This window comes from Blautia sp. HCP3S3_D9 (assembly GCF_052063845.1).
In the GTDB taxonomy this organism is placed as follows: Bacteria; Bacillota; Clostridia; order Lachnospirales; family Lachnospiraceae; genus Blautia_A.
Window position 1 is genome coordinate 1 of the sequence record NZ_JBQHWS010000003.1, and the last position, 19,097, is coordinate 19,097.

Annotated in this window: 15 protein-coding genes and 1 tRNA gene; 13 read left to right on the forward strand and 3 right to left on the reverse strand. The window is 41.2% G+C overall.

Annotated elements, in window-relative coordinates:
• Nucleotides 1-260: 260 nt before the first annotated feature.
• The 7 genes from ACTNES_RS01350 (at nt 261) to ACTNES_RS01380 (ending at nt 8,707) form a co-directional block, all read left to right on the forward strand.
• On the forward strand, nt 261-2,285 hold the full coding sequence (locus tag ACTNES_RS01350) for a beta-galactosidase (RefSeq protein ID WP_441038357.1): 2,025 nt from the start codon (nt 261-263) through the stop codon (nt 2,283-2,285).
• Nucleotides 2,286-2,389: 104 nt separating this feature from the next.
• Nucleotides 2,390-5,731, forward strand: coding sequence for an SNF2 helicase associated domain-containing protein (locus tag ACTNES_RS01355; RefSeq protein ID WP_441038358.1), 3,342 nt, complete (start codon nt 2,390-2,392; stop codon nt 5,729-5,731).
• 156 nt (nt 5,732-5,887) lie between these two features.
• Complete coding sequence (gene spoVT / locus ACTNES_RS01360) at nt 5,888-6,436, forward strand: stage V sporulation protein T (RefSeq protein WP_216460847.1); 549 nt, start codon at nt 5,888-5,890, stop codon at nt 6,434-6,436.
• Nucleotides 6,437-6,677: 241 nt separating this feature from the next.
• A complete protein-coding gene (locus tag ACTNES_RS01365; protein WP_441038359.1) occupies nt 6,678-6,926 on the forward strand; it encodes a hypothetical protein in 249 nt (82 codons plus the stop codon).
• A gap of 11 nt (nt 6,927-6,937) precedes the next feature.
• On the forward strand, nt 6,938-7,249 hold the full coding sequence (locus tag ACTNES_RS01370) for a hypothetical protein (protein ID WP_291808652.1): 312 nt from the start codon (nt 6,938-6,940) through the stop codon (nt 7,247-7,249).
• On the forward strand, nt 7,215-7,508 hold the full coding sequence (locus ACTNES_RS01375) for a putative ABC transporter permease (RefSeq protein WP_291808655.1): 294 nt from the start codon (nt 7,215-7,217) through the stop codon (nt 7,506-7,508). The genes ACTNES_RS01370 and ACTNES_RS01375 overlap by 35 nt, the downstream gene beginning before the upstream one ends.
• Nucleotides 7,505-8,707 carry a metallophosphoesterase gene (locus tag ACTNES_RS01380; protein WP_291808656.1) on the forward strand — a complete coding sequence of 401 codons (1,203 nt, stop codon included), beginning with the start codon at nt 7,505-7,507 and terminating at the stop codon, nt 8,705-8,707. Before ACTNES_RS01375 ends, ACTNES_RS01380 begins: the two co-directional genes overlap by 4 nt.
• Before the next feature lie 81 nt (nt 8,708-8,788).
• Here the strand turns inward: ACTNES_RS01380 and ACTNES_RS01385 are convergent, their stop codons facing one another.
• Together ACTNES_RS01385 and ACTNES_RS01390 are read right to left on the reverse strand one after the other, a co-directional pair.
• Nucleotides 8,789-9,361, reverse strand: a complete 573-nt coding sequence (locus ACTNES_RS01385; RefSeq protein WP_291808658.1) for a M15 family metallopeptidase — start codon at nt 9,359-9,361, stop codon at nt 8,789-8,791.
• 64 nt (nt 9,362-9,425) lie between these two features.
• Complete coding sequence (locus ACTNES_RS01390) at nt 9,426-10,889, reverse strand: nicotinate phosphoribosyltransferase (RefSeq protein ID WP_441038360.1); 1,464 nt, start codon at nt 10,887-10,889, stop codon at nt 9,426-9,428.
• Nucleotides 10,890-11,327: 438 nt separating this feature from the next.
• Between ACTNES_RS01390 and ACTNES_RS01395 the strand changes: the two genes are divergently transcribed.
• Nucleotides 11,328-11,399 (forward strand) — tRNA-Gln (locus ACTNES_RS01395).
• Between the two features lie 289 nt (nt 11,400-11,688).
• Here ACTNES_RS01395 and ACTNES_RS01400 read toward each other — a convergent pair.
• Entirely contained in the window at nt 11,689-12,333 is a 645-nt protein-coding gene (locus ACTNES_RS01400) for an orotate phosphoribosyltransferase (RefSeq protein WP_216460842.1), read from the reverse strand.
• Nucleotides 12,334-12,618: 285 nt separating this feature from the next.
• On the opposite strand from ACTNES_RS01400, the gene ACTNES_RS01405 reads away from it, so the two are divergent.
• The 5 genes from ACTNES_RS01405 (at nt 12,619) to ACTNES_RS01425 (ending at nt 19,097) form a co-directional block, all read left to right on the forward strand.
• Nucleotides 12,619-12,921, forward strand: coding sequence for an STAS domain-containing protein (locus tag ACTNES_RS01405; protein ID WP_291808663.1), 303 nt, complete (start codon nt 12,619-12,621; stop codon nt 12,919-12,921).
• A gap of 65 nt (nt 12,922-12,986) precedes the next feature.
• Complete coding sequence (locus ACTNES_RS01410) at nt 12,987-13,400, forward strand: ATP-binding protein (protein WP_441038361.1); 414 nt, start codon at nt 12,987-12,989, stop codon at nt 13,398-13,400.
• A gap of 65 nt (nt 13,401-13,465) precedes the next feature.
• The gene (locus ACTNES_RS01415; protein WP_291808667.1) at nt 13,466-15,106 is read left to right on the forward strand and encodes a PP2C family protein-serine/threonine phosphatase; all 1,641 of its coding nucleotides are present in this window, start codon (nt 13,466-13,468) and stop codon (nt 15,104-15,106) included.
• Complete coding sequence (locus ACTNES_RS01420; protein ID WP_291808669.1) at nt 15,103-16,206, forward strand: hypothetical protein; 1,104 nt, start codon at nt 15,103-15,105, stop codon at nt 16,204-16,206. Before ACTNES_RS01415 ends, ACTNES_RS01420 begins: the two co-directional genes overlap by 4 nt.
• Nucleotides 16,203-19,097: an MFS transporter gene (locus ACTNES_RS01425; protein WP_441038362.1), complete on the forward strand. Its 2,895-nt coding sequence runs from the start codon at nt 16,203-16,205 to the stop codon at nt 19,095-19,097. Before ACTNES_RS01420 ends, ACTNES_RS01425 begins: the two co-directional genes overlap by 4 nt.

The following is a 19,097-nucleotide window of genomic DNA, read 5'->3' on the forward strand; positions in this document are numbered from 1 at the left end:
TGGATGCTCTTTTTTCATTCATCTGATAGGTGAAAAGCAATATTCAGTTAAAATATAGAAACTATGTGGTTTTCAGCCACTTTCACGACTGTGCCGTGAATAATCTAGGTTAATGAATACTTGAACTTATACGGTTATTGTTCACAAATCAATATCCTGACATTGGGTAAATGGAGTGAGTAATAATCTTAAATATGATAACGAAAGAGAAAACGACTGAGAAAACGACTGAGAATAGAGATTTAAAGAGGAGAACAAGTATGGACTTTAGAACTGACAAGCTGCTCCATGGCGGCGACTACAATCCTGAGCAGTGGTTAAAGAGACCGGACATTCTGGAAAAAGATATTGAGATGCTGGAAGAATCCGGCTGCAATGTAGTAAGTGTGGGAATGTTTTCCTGGTCTACACTGGAACCGGAAGAAGGCGTATTTAACTTTGGATGGCTGCAGGAGATCATTGATAAACTTTATAAGAGAGGAATTTCCACAATCCTGTCTACACCATCTGGTGCAAGACCGAAATGGATGGCTGATAAATATCCGGAAGTACTTCGTGTAGATGAGACACGCCACAGAGCACTGTTTGGATTCAGACATAATCACTGCTATACTTCTCCGGTTTACAGAGAGAAGATCCATATCATTAACAAAAAAATGGCAGAGGAAATTGCTACACATCCGGGTGTGATCCTGTGGCATATTTCCAATGAGTACGGTGGAGAATGCCACTGCCCGCTTTGTCAGGAGGCATTCCGTAACTGGCTGAGAGAGAAATATCAGACTATTGAGAATCTGAATGATCAGTGGTGTACCACTTTCTGGAGCCATACTTATAACAGCTTTGACCAGATTGAAAGTCCGTCTAAGATTGGTGAGACTCAGCTTCATGCACTGAATCTGGACTGGAAGAGATTTGTCACTCATCAGACAGCAGACTTTATTCACCATGAAATCGCAGCACTGAGAGATGGCGGAAGTGAGCTGCCGACAACTGCAAATCTGATGCATTATTTTGGCGGTCTGGATTACTTTAAGATTGCGAAAGAAATTGATGTGGTTTCCTGGGATACTTATCCGACGTGGCATAAAGAAGCACTGATCGATACTGCTTATGACAATGGTATGTGCCATGACCTGATGCGTTCCCTGAAGGACAAGCCATTTTTACAGATGGAGTCCTGCCCGAGTTCTACTAACTGGCAGAGCGTCAGTAAGTTGAAGAAACCGGGAATGCTTTTCGCACAGTCTATGCAGGCAATTGCACACGGAAGCGATGCATCTCTTTACTTCCAGATTCGTCAGAGCAGAGGTGCTTCCGAGAAGTTCCACGGAGCAGTGATCGACCATTACGGCGGGAAGGATACAAGAGTATTTAAAGAGGTTTCTGAAGTTGGAGCAGCTTTAAAAGAATTGCAGGAACTGACAGGAACAACTATGAGCAGTCAGGTGGCTATGATCTATGACTGGGATAGCCAGTGGGCTATGGAGGACAGCCAGGGACCGAGAAATAAAGGCCTTCATTATCTGGAAGCCATGCTGAAATTCTACAGAGGTTTCCGTAAACAGGGTGTTAACGTAGATTTGATCGATATGACCTGTGATCTGGACAAATATAAAGTACTGGCTCTGCCGATGGTTTATATGTTTAAGGAAGGTTTTGCAGAAAAGGTTCGTGCGTTTGTAGAAAACGGCGGTACACTGATCACAAGTTACTGGTCAGGAATCGCAGATGACACAGACAGATGCTATCTGGAAGGAACACCACATGGCCTGATGGATGTACTGGGAATCAGAAGTGCTGAGATTGATGGTCTTTATGACTGGGAAGAGAACTCTTTTGTTCCTGTAGAGAGTAATGAACTTGGTCTGGATAAGACTTATACATGTAAGTATCTGTGTGATCTTGTGGAGCTTCGCGGAGCACGTACATTAATGACTTACGGAAGTGATTTCTATGAAGGAACTTCCTGCCTGACGGTGAATGAATATGGCAAGGGTAAAGCATGGTATGTGGCAGCAGATGCTGATAAAGAGTTCTACAGTGACTTCCTTGGAAAAGTGCTGAAAGACAGCGGCGTTTCCAGTGGAATCAAAGGAGAAATCCCGGATGCACTGGAGATCACAGTGAGAGAGAATGAAAATGCAAAATACTATATTTACCAGAACTTCGGAACAGAAAGCGCAGAACTTCCGGTACCGGAAGGCGAGGTAAGCTGGATCTATGGCAATGGAAGCGATGAATTTAAAGTTTATGGTCTTGCAGTTGCAAAGGTTATCGTGTAAAATAAATAGCGATGGATGAGGAAATCCCTTCACTTTAAGCAGAGATTGAGGCTGCCTGGTGGAGGGGTTCTTTTTTTACAAAGGCTGGAAGAGGTAACAAAATTATGATTACAAATGCGCAGATAAAATATATGGCGGGTGCCGGAGTTTATGCAAGAGGAGAGAGCGTTTATCTGGAGGGGAAAGTTCTGGACATGGATGTTCAGGATTGTGGCACAAGTGATGAGATCATAGCTTCTGTAAAAGGGAGCGGAAGAAATATTTACGAGGTAGATGTTTCTGTAGATAAAGAAAACGATACAGTAGATGGTTTCTATTGTGACTGTCCTGCATATGGAGAATATGACGGACTTTGTAAACATTGTGTGGCGGTTTTACTGGAATATAAGGAACGGGCAACGTGGTCGCAGATAGATGAGAAAAGTCTGGATAATATAAAGGGTGTAAAAAAGGGAGTCACTATGCATACTACACCTGAACTGGCACAGCTTCTGCAGAAGCAGGCAGTTGCAAAGTCTCTTCCACTGATCCAAGGGAGCACCTATGGAAAGGTAAGGCTGGAACCGTATTTTGATTTTGACGGAAGGACATTTACTGTAGAATTTAAAATAGGAATAAATAAAATGTATGTGTTGAAAGATGCAATTTCTTTTGATGCTCATATCGCAAATCAGGATGATTACAAATATGGAAAAAATCTTCAGTTTGTTCATACAATAGAATCTTTTGACGAAGAATCTAAATCGCTTGCAAAATTTATCTGTAAATGGGTAAATAATAACAGACAGTTTCACAGAGCCTCTTCTTACTATGGATACTATATGGGAGGCCTGGAAAAAGTAAGGCATCTGGATCTGTCCGGGAATGAACTGGCAGAGTTTATGCTTTTGATGGAAGGAAAAACACTGTATGGAGAGGCAATAGGAACCAAAAATAAAACATGGGAAATAACCAGAGAACATCTCCCAAGAAAAATAACGATCACAGGTGCAAAACAGGGAATTGAGCTGAAGGTAAGCAAATTTGTATGTGCAGCAAATACAGGACAGTATAAAATCTGTTTTTATGATAAAAAGATTTATATTGAGAATGTAGAAGAACTTTTGCCGGTTAAGGATTTTCTGGACAGTCTGGACTCGATGTCAGGTGAGAAAGCGTTCATAGAAAATAAGGATGTGCCGGCGTTTTGTCAGGAACTTTTACCGGTGATCCAGGAGTTCTTTAAATGCAGGATGGTTGAATTTCATCCGGAGAATTATGGAATGATCAAGCCGGAGTTTCAGTTTTATCTGGATGCACCGCAGTCAAATATGGTTACATGTAAGGCTACAGTCAAATATGGTGATAGGGAATTTTCCTTATATACGACGGACGATATTGCGACACGCGATATGAATAAGGAAACAATTGTCAGAAATATGATCCATAAATATTCGAATGCATTTAATCCATTTGAACAGTGTGCGGTAATTGCTGATGATGAAGAATCAGAATATGAGTTCCTGATAGAAGGAATTCCGGCACTGCAGGCAGTGGGCGAGGTATTTATTTCTGATGCACTGAAAAGAATTGAAGTGAGGAATTCACCGAAGGTTACAGTTGGCGTTTCCTTAAGTGGAAATCTACTGGAACTGAGCATGACAGCAGGTGATATGTCCAGGGAAGAACTGATCGATATTCTTTCCAGATACAATAAGAAGAAAAAGTTCTACCGTCTGAAAAACGGAGCTTTTGTGAATGCTGCGGAGTCAGGTCTGGATACGGTTGAAGAACTTAGAGCAGGACTTCAGTTGACTGATAAGCAGATGAAGCAGGATAAAATTGAAGTACAGAAATACCGTGCATTGTATCTGGATGCACAGTTGAAAGAGAACCCGGTTGTTTCTGCAGTGAAAGATAAATCGTTTAAGTCTCTGGTCAGAAATATGAAGACCATTGAGGACAATGATTTCGAAGTGCCGGAGACTCTGGATAAAGTTTTGCGGGAGTATCAGAAGAGAGGATTTCTGTGGATCAAGACGCTGAATTATAATGGGTTTGGTGGTATCCTTGCGGATGACATGGGACTTGGAAAAACGCTGCAGGTGATTGCATTTCTGCTGTCGGAATTTCTGGAAAGAGATGTTTATGTGACGGAGAATAAAGCCGGACTGAAAAATGAAACAGTAGGAGATGTAAATGAACAGTATAAAAAGAAGCAGAGAAATGCTTTGGTTGTAGCACCGGCATCACTGGTTTATAACTGGAGCAGTGAGATTCAGCGATTTGCACCGAAACTGACAGCGAAGATGGTAACTGGAACTGCGGCAGAAAGAAAAAAGATTCTGGCAGAAGCGGGTACTGAAGATATACTTCTTACCTCATATGATCTGCTGAAAAGAGATATTAGTGAATATGAGGGATATAAGTTCAGATGTGAAATTATTGATGAAGCTCAGTACATTAAGAATGCAAATACACAGGCTGCGAAAGCGGTAAAAGAAGTTCAGGCAGACTTCAGACTGGCACTTACCGGAACTCCGGTGGAGAATCGTCTGAGTGAGCTGTGGAGTATTTTTGATTATCTGATGCCTGGTTTTCTTTACAGTTATAAGAAGTTCCGTGAAGAAGTGGAAATTCCGGCAGTTCAGAATTCAGATGAAGACGCCATGAAACGTCTGCAGAAAATGATCCGGCCGTTTGTACTTCGAAGATTGAAGAAAGAAGTACTTACAGATCTGCCGGATAAGTTGGAAGAGAATATGTTTGTACAGTTTACCGGAGAGCAGCAGAAGCTTTATGATGCACATGTAAAGCGTATGATGCTGATGCTGGATAAGCAGTCGGAAGAAGAGTTTAAAACTTCGAAGATTACGATCCTGGCAGAGCTGACAAAACTGCGCCAGATCTGTTGTGATCCGTCGCTTGTTTTCGCAGATTACAAAGCCGATTCTGCAAAAGTGGACATGTGTCTGAATATGATCAGCAATGCAGTGGAGAGTGGACATAAGATTCTGTTGTTTTCGCAGTTTACGACAATGCTTGACCATCTTGCAAAGCGTCTTGAAGAGGAGAAGATCAGCTATTATATGCTGACTGGTTCTACAAGCAAGGAGAAACGTGCCCAGATGGTAGAGAACTTTAACAAAGACGAGACGCAGGTATTCTGCATTTCTCTGAAAGCAGGAGGAACCGGTCTGAATCTGACGGCAGCGGATATTGTAATCCATTTTGACCCGTGGTGGAACCTGGCAGTGCAGAATCAGGCAACGGACCGGGCACACAGAATCGGGCAGAAGAATGTGGTAAATGTATACAAGTTGATCGTGAAAGATACGATTGAAGAAAATATCCTGAAGCTGCAGGAAAAGAAACGTGAACTGGCGGATCAGATCCTGGAGGGCGAAGGACTGAACGGTGGCAGTTTCACCAGAGAGGAACTGATGGAATTACTTTCCGGAAAATAGCTGCTTGGCTGCTGTTAAATGGCATTTTTTGTAAATACAGAGATGTATATTCTCCCTGTTTTTCCACATAATAACCATACAACACATGATATGGAAACTGAAGGATACAAAGACAGTAAACTTCGATAAAAAGAAAAACAGGAGGAAGAAAAGTGCATGAAAGCTACAGGAATCGTTCGGCGTATTGATGACCTGGGACGTGTGGTCATTCCTAAGGAAATCAGAAGAACATTACGGATAAAAGAAGGAACTCCGCTGGAGATTTTTACAGACCGGGAGGGTGAGATTATTCTGAAAAAGTATTCACCTATCGGGGAGCTGAATGTTTTTGCAAAGGAATATGCGGAGGCGCTGGCACAGTCCAGTGGGATGGTGGCCTGCATTACGGATCATGATCAGGTAGTTGCGGCAGCAGGACAGGGAAGCAGAGAATATGTGGGAAAGCCGATCAGTAAGGCTCTTGAGGAAACGATTTCAGAGAGAGGTTCAGTGTTTGCCAATGGGAATGACAGAAGCAGGATTCCGGTGACGCAGGAGCAGAGAGAACCGCTGTATTCCCAGATCATGCAGCCGATCATCAGTGCAGGGGACGCTGTGGGATCAGTACTTCTTCTGGGGAAGAACGAGAGAGATGTGATGGGTGAATCAGAAAAAATGCTGATCAGGACTGCAAGTGGTTTTCTGGGACGGCAGATGGAACAGTAAGTGCGTTGCAATATATGGTTTATATGAAACAGAAGGATAAGTAGAAGTTACTTTAAAGCTCGAATATGATCATATCAAAAATATTGCAGAATAGATGTAAATGAGTATAAATCTTCATAATAAATTAAGAGAATCTTCAGGAGCGAATGGTAGCAACTGGAGATTCTTTTTTGTATAATAAAGGAACAGTTATAAAGTTGATGAATTGTTTTCAAAATGATTTATACGTTGAGGAGATATCATGAAAACGAGAAAAGAAATGAAGAAAAATGCCTGGCAGATTGTGAAGAAGCATTATATTCTGCTTTTGGCAGTGTGTATGCTGGCATCCTTTATCGGGGAGGAGTTTACCATGAATTTCATGCCAAGCATTTACAGAGAGAGGGCAACAACTGCGGTAGACAAAGCTTTGGAAGGTGAAACACAGGAAGGCGCAGAGGGGTATTTGCCAGACTTGAGACATTACAGACTGCTTATGCGGATGTGGTAGAATTGGAGAACATGCCGGAACATAGGGTGCCTTTAACTGGTATCAGGGCTTTTCTGGCAAAAATGTTTGGAATTACAGTGTTCAACAGAAAAGACGAAGAGTTGTATGTAGCTGATGAAGAACGTAAGATGAAGATCGACTCCATGTGGGCAATGATCCGTGGGGAAGAATATCCATCAAGATTGTTTACAATTTCTGAAAGTGAAAAGAACCATAAACTGGATTATCTGCATTATCTTCGCAGATATTCGATCACATCACTGATTCTGCTGTTCTTTGCATTTTCCTTTGTGGGATTACAGTGGATATTTTCTGAATCTTAATGGCAGGATCTGTGCAGAAGGACTGCTGGTATTTGGCGTGGGCGGAATGGCTTTTGTATACATTGCGGCACCATTGATGGATAATCTGTTCAGAAAGATCAGTTACAGAATTGCTGTTCCATTGTGTGCGGCATTGCTGATCATATTTATGGCTGATCAGATTTATTCATCAAAAAATCCAAATACAGGGGAAGGTATCACAAGTTATGCGTGGTATCTGCCTGGTAAAGAACAACGGAGAGGAGAAATGAATATATGATAGCAATCTATCTGGCACCGGTTTATCTGCTGGTGTGTATCTATATTCTGCTGAGAACCCTGAACTGGATACGGGTATTGCACGTCGTTTTCCAGAATGTGTGGGTATGCAGAGGAATTGGACTTATCTATTTGTTTGTAGTGTTCAGTATATTGATTGCGTTTATGGCGCCGGCTTCGGGATTTCGGAGATTTATGAAGCTTCTGAGTAACTACTGGCTCGGCGTGCTGGTATATACGATCATGACGGTGGGAATTGCGGATGGTTTGAGATTATTATTGAAGTATCCTCTGAAGAATCTGAATTTTCCGGGCAGAGCATTGCTTTTTGGAAATGTGGGAACTGCTGTAGTGGGAGTGGTCTGTGCGGTGATCATTACGACGGTCAGTATTTATGGAATGATCAATGCAGGAAATATACAGACAACGAAGTATGATATTTCCATTGATAAGAAAGCGGGGAATCTGGACTCGCTGAATGTGGTGCTGATCGCAGATCTTCATCTGGGATATAATATCGGCTGCCGCCATATGGAGAAGATGGTGGAGAAGATCAATGCGCAGAACCCGGATCTGGTCGTGGTTGCCGGAGATATTTTTGACAATGAATATGAGGCACTGGAGAATCCGGACAGACTGGCGGCGATCCTGAGAGGGATTCAGTCAAAGTATGGTGTATATGCATGTTATGGAAATCATGATATTCAGGAGAAAATTCTGGCGGGATTTACTTTTGGCGGTAAGGAGAAGAAAGAGAGCTCTGTGAAGATGGATAAGTTTCTGGAGAAAGCAGGAATTACACTTCTCAGAGATGAGTATACGTTGATTGATAATTCTTTTTATCTGTATGGAAGACCGGATTATGAGAGACCGGGACGTGGGATTGATGAGAGAAAGAGTCCGCAGGAGATTACGGCAGATATGGATCTGTCATTGCCAGTGCTGGTGATCGATCATGAGCCGAGAGAACTGCAGGAGCTGGCGGATGCAGGCGTGGATGCGGATCTGTGTGGACATACCCATGACGGACAGCTTTTCCCGGGAAATCTTACGATTAAGCTGATGTGGGAGAATGCATGTGGATATTTGAAAAAAGATAATATGCACAGTATTGTTACCTCCGGGGTAGGGCTTTTCGGACCAAACATGCGTGTTGGCACGAAAAGCGAGATCTGTGATATTATGATACATTTTAAGTGATCGTGTGAAAAAGATTGCCGGAGTAAATTGATAATTATAGTAGTTAAGTCATGACAAAGAATAGAAATCGTAGCTTTTGATTTATGGAAGTTTTGGTTCGGGATTTTGTAAAGGAGCACCAAAAGTAGAGTAGTATTCTTCAAGAGTAAGTCCGGTCAGTGTGAGGCACCCGGCAAGTGGGCGGGTTACATAGCGGATATGCCAAGGTTCCCAGGGGATACCTGTGACGGATTCTTTGTTTGCAGGGTAGCGGATAATGAAGCCGTAGAGAGAAGCATTTCGTTTGAGCCATTTTCCCTCAGGGGTTTCAGCAAATTCCGGGATGAGCTGGTATTGAATTGATGGACATGAGACGTCCAGTGCGAGTCCGCTTTGGTGCTCACTGGTGCCCGGAGCTGCGATGTAAGGATTCCCGGTGGAGAGTTTCTGCTGGCGTTTGTAGGAACGGTAGCCGGAGACTCCGGTAATGACCAGAGACTCTTTCTGTGCTGCCTGTATCAGTGTAAGCACTGCATGGGCGGTGCGGATTTCCAGAAGCCGTTTGGAATCTCCGCAGGGTGCATCAAATGGAATTCCGATGTCAGTCAGATTTTCAGGAACATAGTCTGGTGGCAGAGGATGGTCTTTGTTGATCAGACGAGTATACAGATTCATAAGAAAAGCCCCCTTTCTCTTTTATGTCTATGAGGGAATGGGGGCTTTTATGTGGATTATTTTATCAGTCGAGAGATTTCTCACTCATTTCTTCAAGCAGGTCTTTTTTCAGTTCCCATAGTTTCTGGGACAGGTCTACATAGACTTTCTGCGGATTTGCGAAACGTCTGGATTCATCCCAGAGAGTATTCTGCTCTTTCTGGCAGTAGTCACGGAGTTCCATAACAGATGGAGATTCGTAGACACGTTTACCCTTTTTGATAACCGGAACGAGAAGTTCACGGATTTCATAAGTTCCACCCAGAACTTTGGTCTTTTTCCATGTATCGATCGGGTCAAAGAGAACCATATTCTCGTCCGCATCTAATTTCTCATCAGTAAGGCAGATAAGGTCCGCTTTGATCTTGCCGGTTTTCTTGCTGTAGAGACGGTATACGGTTTTATTTCCAGGGTTGGTAACTTTTTCAGTATTCTCGGAAAGTTTGATCTTAGGTGTGAATTCTGTGCTGTCGGCATCTTTAACTGCAGCAAGTTTGTATACACCGCCAAATGCCGGGTTATCATCGGAAGTGATAAGTTTAGTTCCGACACCCCAGGAGTTGATCTTGGCATCCTGAGCTTTCAGGCTGTCGATCAGGTATTCATCCAGATCACTGGAAGCGGAGATGATCGCATCGTCAAATCCGGCAGCAGCAAGCATCTTGTATGCTTCTTTGGAAAGGTAAGCAAGGTCACCACTGTCGATACGGATGCCGTATCTGGTAAGTGGAATACCCTCTTCTCGCATTTCTTCGAATACGCGGATCGCATTCGGAACACCGGATTTCAGAACATCGTAAGTGTCTACCAGTAAGGTGCATGCGTTTGGATAAAGTTTTGCATAGGTTTTGAATGCGGTATATTCATCCGGGAAGCTCATGATCCAGCTGTGTGCGTGAGTTCCAAGAACCGGTACATCGAACATTTTGCCTGTGAGAACGCAGGAAGTACCGGCACATCCGCCGATGACTGCGGCACGGGCGCCAAAGATACCGGCATCCGGTCCCTGAGCACGTCGAAGACCAAATTCCATGATCGCATCGCCTTTTGCTGCGTGGCAGGCACGGGCTGCTTTGGTGGCGATAAGGCTCTGGTGGTTGATGATGTTCAGAATGGCAGTTTCTACAAGCTGTGCTTCCATGATCGGCGCAACAACTTTTACAAGAGGTTCTCTTGGGAATACAACAGTTCCTTCAGGGATTGCATAGATATCACCTGTGAATTCGAAGTTTCTTAAATATTCAAGGAAGTCATCCGCAAAAATATTCAGGCTTCTCAGATATTCGATATCTTCGTCTGTGAAATGGAGATTCTCAATATATTCGATCATCTGTTCCAGTCCGGCAGTGATGGCGAATGCGCCGCCGCATGGGTTGATACGATAGAACATATCAAAGATAACGGTCTGATTTGTCGGATTCTTAAAGTAGCCCTGCATCATAGTAAGTTCATAAAGGTCTGTGAGCAGAGTAAGGTTATTTGCTCTCATAATAAGCTCTCCTTTTTTGTTAATAATAATGTCTCATTGTAAAGAGTGTATTATTATTAAAATTTCTTTTTTTATATTTTCGTCGTTTTTTGTACGCAGACGAGAATGAGTGTCAGCACTTCAACTAATAAGGTTGGGGAAACCGTATTATATCGCGGAACCAGTCAGGGAATGAAGCACTGAAGAATTTCGGCTGCAGTTCTATGGTCATCATAGAATGATGAATTGTTAATCCTAAGTGAATGCAGCAAGGTTTTCTTGATTATAGCATAATTTTACCCGGAATACATAAAAAAAGTCCCTGAAATAGGCGGTATTTTCGCTTTTTTGAAGAAAAATAAAAAAAATTAAAAAAATTTCAAAAAAGGGGTTGCATTTTCCGGAAGACTAATATATAATACTCATTGTCGCGAACGAAGTAGCGAAAACAAAATATAAAGGGCTATCGCCAAACGGTAAGGCAACGGACTCTGACTCCGTCAGTTCAAGGTTCGAATCCTTGTAGCCCTGCTACATGAGGCACCTCAATAAGAGGTGCTTTTTGGCGTATAGAAAGAAAAATGCTTGTAATTTATATTCAAATTGTAGAAAAGATAAAGTATGTTATGGGTTACTCGCCTTGCCTGGGATCTGCAAAAGTGCTTTGTCAGAGTGATATGGCGGAGATTTACCGAATGGCACGATAAAGAAATAAAATATAAGAAAGAAACTATCCTGACAAGTACAAGGCTGTTTGGCTTTGTTGCTTGTTCAGGATAGTTTTATTTTTAAGAAACAAATTCTGTTTTAGGATGTTTTTCTACAATGCAGAATATCCATAACCGCTGACCAGTGCGTCAATTTTCTGTTTTTTCTGGCACATTGGACAGTTGTTGGATGGATAGGAATGGTAATTCGGTACATCTTTGGCGTTGAAAATGGCATGTACAGGGAGAGAAGCAACGCTTTCTACTCTGCTGAAAATAGCTGCAACACCACGGATAATTCCACCATAATAAAGGACACTTTCAATTGTCTTGGATAAAGTAGAACCAGTGGTGATAGAACCGTTCAGGATCAGGATATTTTTACCCTTGATCATTGGCTGATAATTATCACGGAAGATAAGTTGTCCGGAATTACCGAATTCAGGTGTGATCACGTAAATTGTCTGGTGTGCGTTCATGGAGAAGATTCCGGCTTTGGTAAGTTCTTCTGAAAGATATGCACCAATTACTTCCAGTCCGTCCATGCAGATGATAGTATCAATTGGAGTAGAAACTTCATAATTGGAAGCAAGTTCGTGTGCAATACGCTGGGCTTCAGCAGTTCTTGATTTCATGGTTGTGAGATCAAGGTAATGCGTGATATGGGACTGAGATGTTACGAAATGTCCTGGAATTACCTTAAGCTGAATACGACTGTCGCTGTTGGCATAGACTTTTGTCATGTTTTCCTGATTCATAATAAAACCTCCCTTGTAAAGCATGGTACTTTCCGTACATTAGCTTTTTTTGTATTGTACCATTACATGTGGAAAAAATAAATAATATTGTATGAAATAAATAAGAAAATATAAAGTATTTGCGGAAATTGTTAAATAATTACCAAAATATTGAGAAAATGCAAATGAGAAACTCTAAATAATAATAAAAAGTACTTTTCAGATTTAATATATAAATGATATAGTTAGAACAAGTATTATAAGAAATTATAATTGCTCAATTATCTGAAAATGGAGGGAGAAACAATGAGCTTAACAATCGAAAAGAAAAATGAAGGAACAAAGGATACAGTATTTCTGACCGGAAGATTAGATACAGCAACAGCTCCGGAACTGGATGCTTTTGCCGGGAAAGAATTAGCGAATACGCAGGAGCTTGTACTTGATTTTGCAGGGCTTGAATATATTTCATCGGCTGGTCTGCGTGTCATTCTGAAGATACAGAAACTTATGAATGCAAAAGGAAGTATGAAATTGATCCATGTCAGTGATGTTATACAGGAAGTGTTTGAGATCACAGGTTTTGTAGACATACTGACAATCGAATAAATACAAAAAAGGGGATTCTGGAGTTATAACAGAATCCTTTTTTAGAATATTGTGAAGGAGGAGAAGTGAATTTGAAAAGTATTACAGCAGAAGCCAAAATAGAAAATATAGCGTTAGTTACTGATTTTGTGAATTCTATATTGGAAAAAAATGAATGCTCTATGAAAGTGCAGATGGAGATTGATATTGTGATAGATGAGATATTCAGCAATATTGCGTATTATGCTTATGCACCAGGAAGTGGAGAGGCAACGGTACAGGTTGAGATAGAAGATTCTCCAAAGAGACTGGAACTGGTTTTTATAGACAGAGGTATTCCTTATAATCCGTTAGAAAATAAAGATCCGGATGTTACCCTGGATATAGAAGAAAGAAAAATTGGTGGATTGGGGATTTTTCTGGTTAAGGAAATGATGGATGAAGTTTTATATGAATATGTAGACGGACAGAATATTTTGAAACTGATAAAAGATTTATAATTTGTATGTTTGACTCGCCTGACAACAAGTATCAGAAAAAATTTAAGTAAAGGAAACAATTAAATATGAATGAAAAAAAGAAGAAACATCTGGGAACGAATCTGATGATCATCAGTATCATTTTTTCATTATGTATTTGCATTGGTATGGGATGTATTGGTATTGCTATTTATTATAAAAGTACCATAAATCACTATAAAAAATACATATCAGGTATACTTACTATGGCAGCCGGAGATCTGGATGGAGATGATCTGGAACAGTGTATAAACACGCTGACAGAATCTGAAAAATATAAAAACAGACAAAAATTATTAAATCAGATCAGAGACAGTTACGATATTGAGTATATCTACATGGTTAAGCCTCTGAAGGTGGAAGAACCGGATAATATGATGTATGTAATATCCGGTATCAGTAAAGAAGAAATGAATGATACAGACAATGCCTATTTAGGAAAACTTTCAGGGTCGGAATATAGCGAGAAAGTAGCTGAATATTATATTTCAGCTATGTCCAGCGAAGGCATTACTTATTATGCAAATAAAACTACTTTTGGATATATGTACAGTGGACTGGAAGCAGTCAGAAACAGCAAAGGCGAAGCGATAGCTGTTCTGGCAGTGGATGTTTCCATAAAAGAAATGGTTGATGTACTCACAAGATACATTCAGAGCATTGCAGCAGCGGGAATTATTATTGCGGTGATTTTCTTCATTGCGTTATATCGCTGGATACGCCGCAGAGTTGTTGTGCCGATCCAGAAACTGGATGATGCAGCAAATGATTTTGTAAAAAAAAGCCATGAAAGTTTGTTGCCGTCAGAACTGGAATTTACGGATCCTGAAATTCATTCAGGAGATGAGATACAGACCTTGTCAGACTCGCTGATCACTTTATCTAATGACCTGAAAAGTTATATGAACACTCTGCTTCGTGAAACAAAGGAAAAGGAACGGATCGAATCAGAATTAAGTATTGCTACCGAAATACAGGCAAGTATGCTGCCATGTATTTTCCCTCCGTTTCCAAATGTTTCGGAGTTTGATATTTACGCAAGTATGTCCCCTGCAAAAGAAGTTGGCGGTGATTTTTATGATTTCTTTATGATCGACGAAAATCACCTGGCAGTTGTTATGGCAGATGTATCAGGTAAGGGAGTGCCGGCAGCTTTGTTTATGGTAATTGGAAAGACACTGATCAAGGATTATTCAAACTTTGGTGGTTCCTTGGGAGAAGTATTTACAAAGGTAAATGATCTATTGTGTGAATCCAATAAAGAAGAATTGTTTATCACTGCTTTTGAGGGAGTGATCGATCTTCGGACCGGTGAGATGGAGTTTGTAAATGCAGGACATGAAAAGCCGATTGTTTATCATAAGGATAAAGATTCATGGGAAGTATATCAGACCCGGGCTGGTTTTGTACTGGCAGGACTTGAGGGAATACAGTATCAATCAGGAACAATGAATCTGAAAAAAGGTGACAGACTGCTCCTGTATACAGATGGTATTCCGGAGGCGGTTAATCCTCTGAAAGAACAGTATGGAATGGATCGTCTTGTGCAGATACTGCAGGAAAATAAGACTACGGAACTGGATCAGATGCTTAAGAATATACGTGCGGATGTAGATAAATTCGCAGATGGGGCAGAGCAGTTTGACGATATTACAATGTTGTGTATGGAGTTTAAGGAATTCAAATGATAACAAGTTTAAGAAACATATTAGAGAATAAACATACCCTGATCGAAGAAACTTCTTATTGTGCAGAGCAGAAAGAACTGTTTGATTATCCAATTGTTTCCGGTGATTTTTATGAGATCACCGGAGATAATCCCGGAGAAAAAGAAATCCGGTTTAAAAATACGGTAGATGTATCAGTTTTCCAGAGAATTGCTCGAAAGGTACCAGAGTTGTCGGAAGTAAAATTTCCGGACAGAGAACAGACACCGTATTTTACAGCTAATTTGAGTAAACTGCAGGAAGCACTGGAACAGAACCGTCCGGTAGCTGTAGAGGGAGGCCCCTGCCTGTTTGGTGCTCACGAAGTAGAGGTAGAGGTTATGCTGCAGGATGGAGATACCTGCATTTTTGATTATTGTACAGGAAAAAGATACGGTGAGAGTACAGGATTTCTGGAAACAGATATGGAGTCTTTCATTAAAGATCATGCACAAAGCATCGAAAGAGTTATTTTTCATGATAAAAAGAAAGGACTTACACATCAGGAATATGAGAGTATTCTTTATGTTTTTGAGGCAGCAGAAGCATTGCATGCAGTGGCGGTGATCCCACTTCCGGATATGTCTTATGTAAAGTACCTTTCAGCAGTGATCTCTGAAATGCCGGAGGATAAAAAGGAGCAGATTTTAAAAGATTTCAGAAAAGTATCCTGGAGGATCAGTGAGCTTTATCTGGATCTGATCTATTCTCTGGAAAAAAGCTACCCGAATGTCAGGTGTCTGGTTGTACATGAGAGAGATACAGAACTATGTGAGCGTTTTTTTGAGGAGAGGGTTCCTCATATAGAACGAAATAAAATACTTCGCATGATAACTGCTATGCCGAATAGAAAGGAATCTGTAAAGGATTATATTTCTATGCCGGCATTGCCTTTTTATCTGCTGGGGATTAAGGACATTCTGGAAATTGACAGTGTGGATGAGACAGATTCTTATCGAAAATGCGCAAGAGCACATAAAGGAATTTTAAATTTAAGCTGTATTTTGTATCCTGAGAAACTGAGTGCTGACGGCAGAAATACCGTTTATCACGCAGAGCAGGAGTATAAGGATTATTTATGAAAAAAAGAAAATGGAATGTGAAATTACTCGCCATTTTTCCTGTAATGATCCTGCTGGGATTTCTTTATTTATACTTTACCGGATTCGCGTATCCGGGAAAAGTGACGATCAGTCAGGCATATTCATTCAAAGAGGGAGAGGATGGCAGACGATATCTTCTGGATCAGGGACATGAGCGATTGTTATGCATGGATCAGCAGAATAAACTGCTGTACAGTATGGAGAATCCTCAGGATGACCAGAAGCAGACTTTATATATTGATGATTTCTGCGCAGATGAATCAGGAAATCTTTATCTTCAGGCAAGCTGCTGGGATGGAATGCATTTGTCGGAGGAAATCATTCTGAGTTATGACTCGCATGGAAGAAATCAGAAAGTGGTCAGACAGTGGGATTACAGTTCAGAGTGGGTTTATAAACACAGGATTTATGGATTGTCTTTGCAGCATGGGAAATTGCAGTATGTGATTCTAAATAAAGATCAGATAGAAGTAGAACGGGATCAGAAAACAGAGCTCAATTACAGTGATGCTGAAACCCGGATCAGTGATTGTGTTTTCTTTGAGGACAGTCTCTTTGTACTGGATAAAGATGGAAAAATATATAAAGCAGAAAATGTTGCGCAGCAGACAGAGGTGCGTGAAATATTTGATGTAAATCAGTGCGAATATTCAGATGGAATTCCTTACAGATTAGGAATTTCATCGGCTGGAGAACTGTTTTATACAGATATCCGTAACCGCATGGTGATGCTGGTACGATCGGATAACACTGCAGTTACGATAGTAGAGGACACAGATACACTTACTGTTTTTCCGGGAAAAGAAAATGCAGATATGATCTTCCTGACAGGTGCAGAATCCGGGGAAATCTGGCAGATGGATGGAACGAAGTTAGATGTTCTGACAGAGATTCACACGGAAATAATACCTGAGGTTTTGTGGATCATTTCTGCAGGATTGCTCTGCACAGGGGCAATGGGATGTATCTATTTTCTGCTCATGCTGATCAGAAAATATGCTTATGCTCTGTCGGGTACGAAACGACTGGGACTTCTGATCGGAGCCATGCTGATCCTGGTAGCCGCAACTGTATCCGGAATGCTGCTTCGGGAATTTCGGAGCAGTTATAAGGGAAAAGTAGAAGAACAGATTGAAATTGCTGCTTATATGGAAGCAGAACAGTTGAAGAATGAAGATATAAGTTCAATAAAAACAGCAGCGGATTACGACGGAAAAGCTTTTCAGAATGTCAGTCGCATTATGACGGAAAGCTTTCCGACAGATATCGAATTCTATCAGAATATTTATTGCAATATTCTGGTGCTGGATGAGCAGAAAGAAGCGTATGCGGTTGTATATCTTGACCAGTCTATTGGAAATTATTTTCCTCTGGATGAAGTGGAAACCGAGGAAGTGCAGCAGGTATATGAAACAGGAAAGGCAGTATGGAATAAGGGAAAAGATGATATTGCCGGAACTTATACTTACATAAAAGTTCCCGTAAAAAATGCGTCCGGCGAAGTTACCGGTGTGGTTGCAGTTGGAACAGAGCTGATCGTACTGGACCAGATATTAACGGACATTATTAAAAGTATTGTGGCAGTACTGGCAGTACTTGTTTTACTGTTCTGTATCTTCTTTGAGGAGGTACTGGCTTTTCTGGAAGATAAGAGAAAATTTCAGGAAAGAGAGAAACAGGAGAGTGGTATTTTCCCATGTCACTGGATCAGGCTGATCATATTTGGCGTATTTGCAGCTTATAACATGACAGCATCTTTTCTTCCGGTATATCTGATGCGTTATGTTCAGAATGCTCATTTTCACAATACAGAACTGGCGGCGTCTCTGCCTGTTACCATTAATATCTTTGTGATAGGAGTGACATCACTGATATGCCAGAAGCTTACAGTAAAACTGGGAATCAGAAAGCTTGCCATTTTGAGCGGTTTATGTTCTTTTGCAGGAAATCTGATGCTTTTTACAGCGCCGTCCTATATTCTGATCGTTGTGGGTCTGATCTTAGATGGAATTGGCGTAGGATTTATGACGAATGCAGTTTATATCCTGATCAGCAGGATTGTTGATCCTCAGAGCAGGATGGAGGGACTGGCTGTTTATAACAGCGCGTACCTTGCAGGTCTGAATTTTGGCATTATGCTTGGAAGTCTTCTGGCTGTACAGTTTGGACAGAGAAATGTTTTTATCTTTGTTTCAACAACATGGGTTCTTCTTGTGGTTGTGATCATAGCAATTGGTGCGATGTTGGATAGGGACTCTGCTGAAGAAGAGGAAGAAAATGAAACTTCCGATAAAATCGGTGCAGGAAAATTTCTGGCAGATAAGGCAGTTAGCAGCTTCTTTGTCCTGATCCAGAATCCGTATATTATCTTTGGAAGTTTTATATTTTATTATGTACCGCTGTTTTGCGACAATGCGGGATTTTCGGAATTAACGTCTACATTGTTGCTTCTTCTGTATGCGGAGATTCCGGTAATCCTTGGAAATAAAATGACACAGTGGACGATTGAGAGAATGAAAAATTCTTCCATGTATCTGGCATGTGGATTAAATGTTCTGGCACTGCTTGTCTTTTTGGTTTATCCGAAATTACCGGGAATGATCCTGGCGCTGATCCTTATGGGAATCAGTGCATGCTTTGGAAAACCTGTCCAGCAGATGTACTTCCTGGATCTGGAGTCTGTAAAAGAATACGGGGAAGACAAGTCTATCGGTATTTATAATTTTACGGAAAATATAGGCGAGTCCCTGGGACCGGTTGTTATGGGACAGATCATGTTTATTTCGCCGCTGGCAAGGGGAGTTCTGCCGCTCTGTATGATAGTTACAGGAATGGGAGGATTGTATTACCTGATCAACAGAAAAAAATGA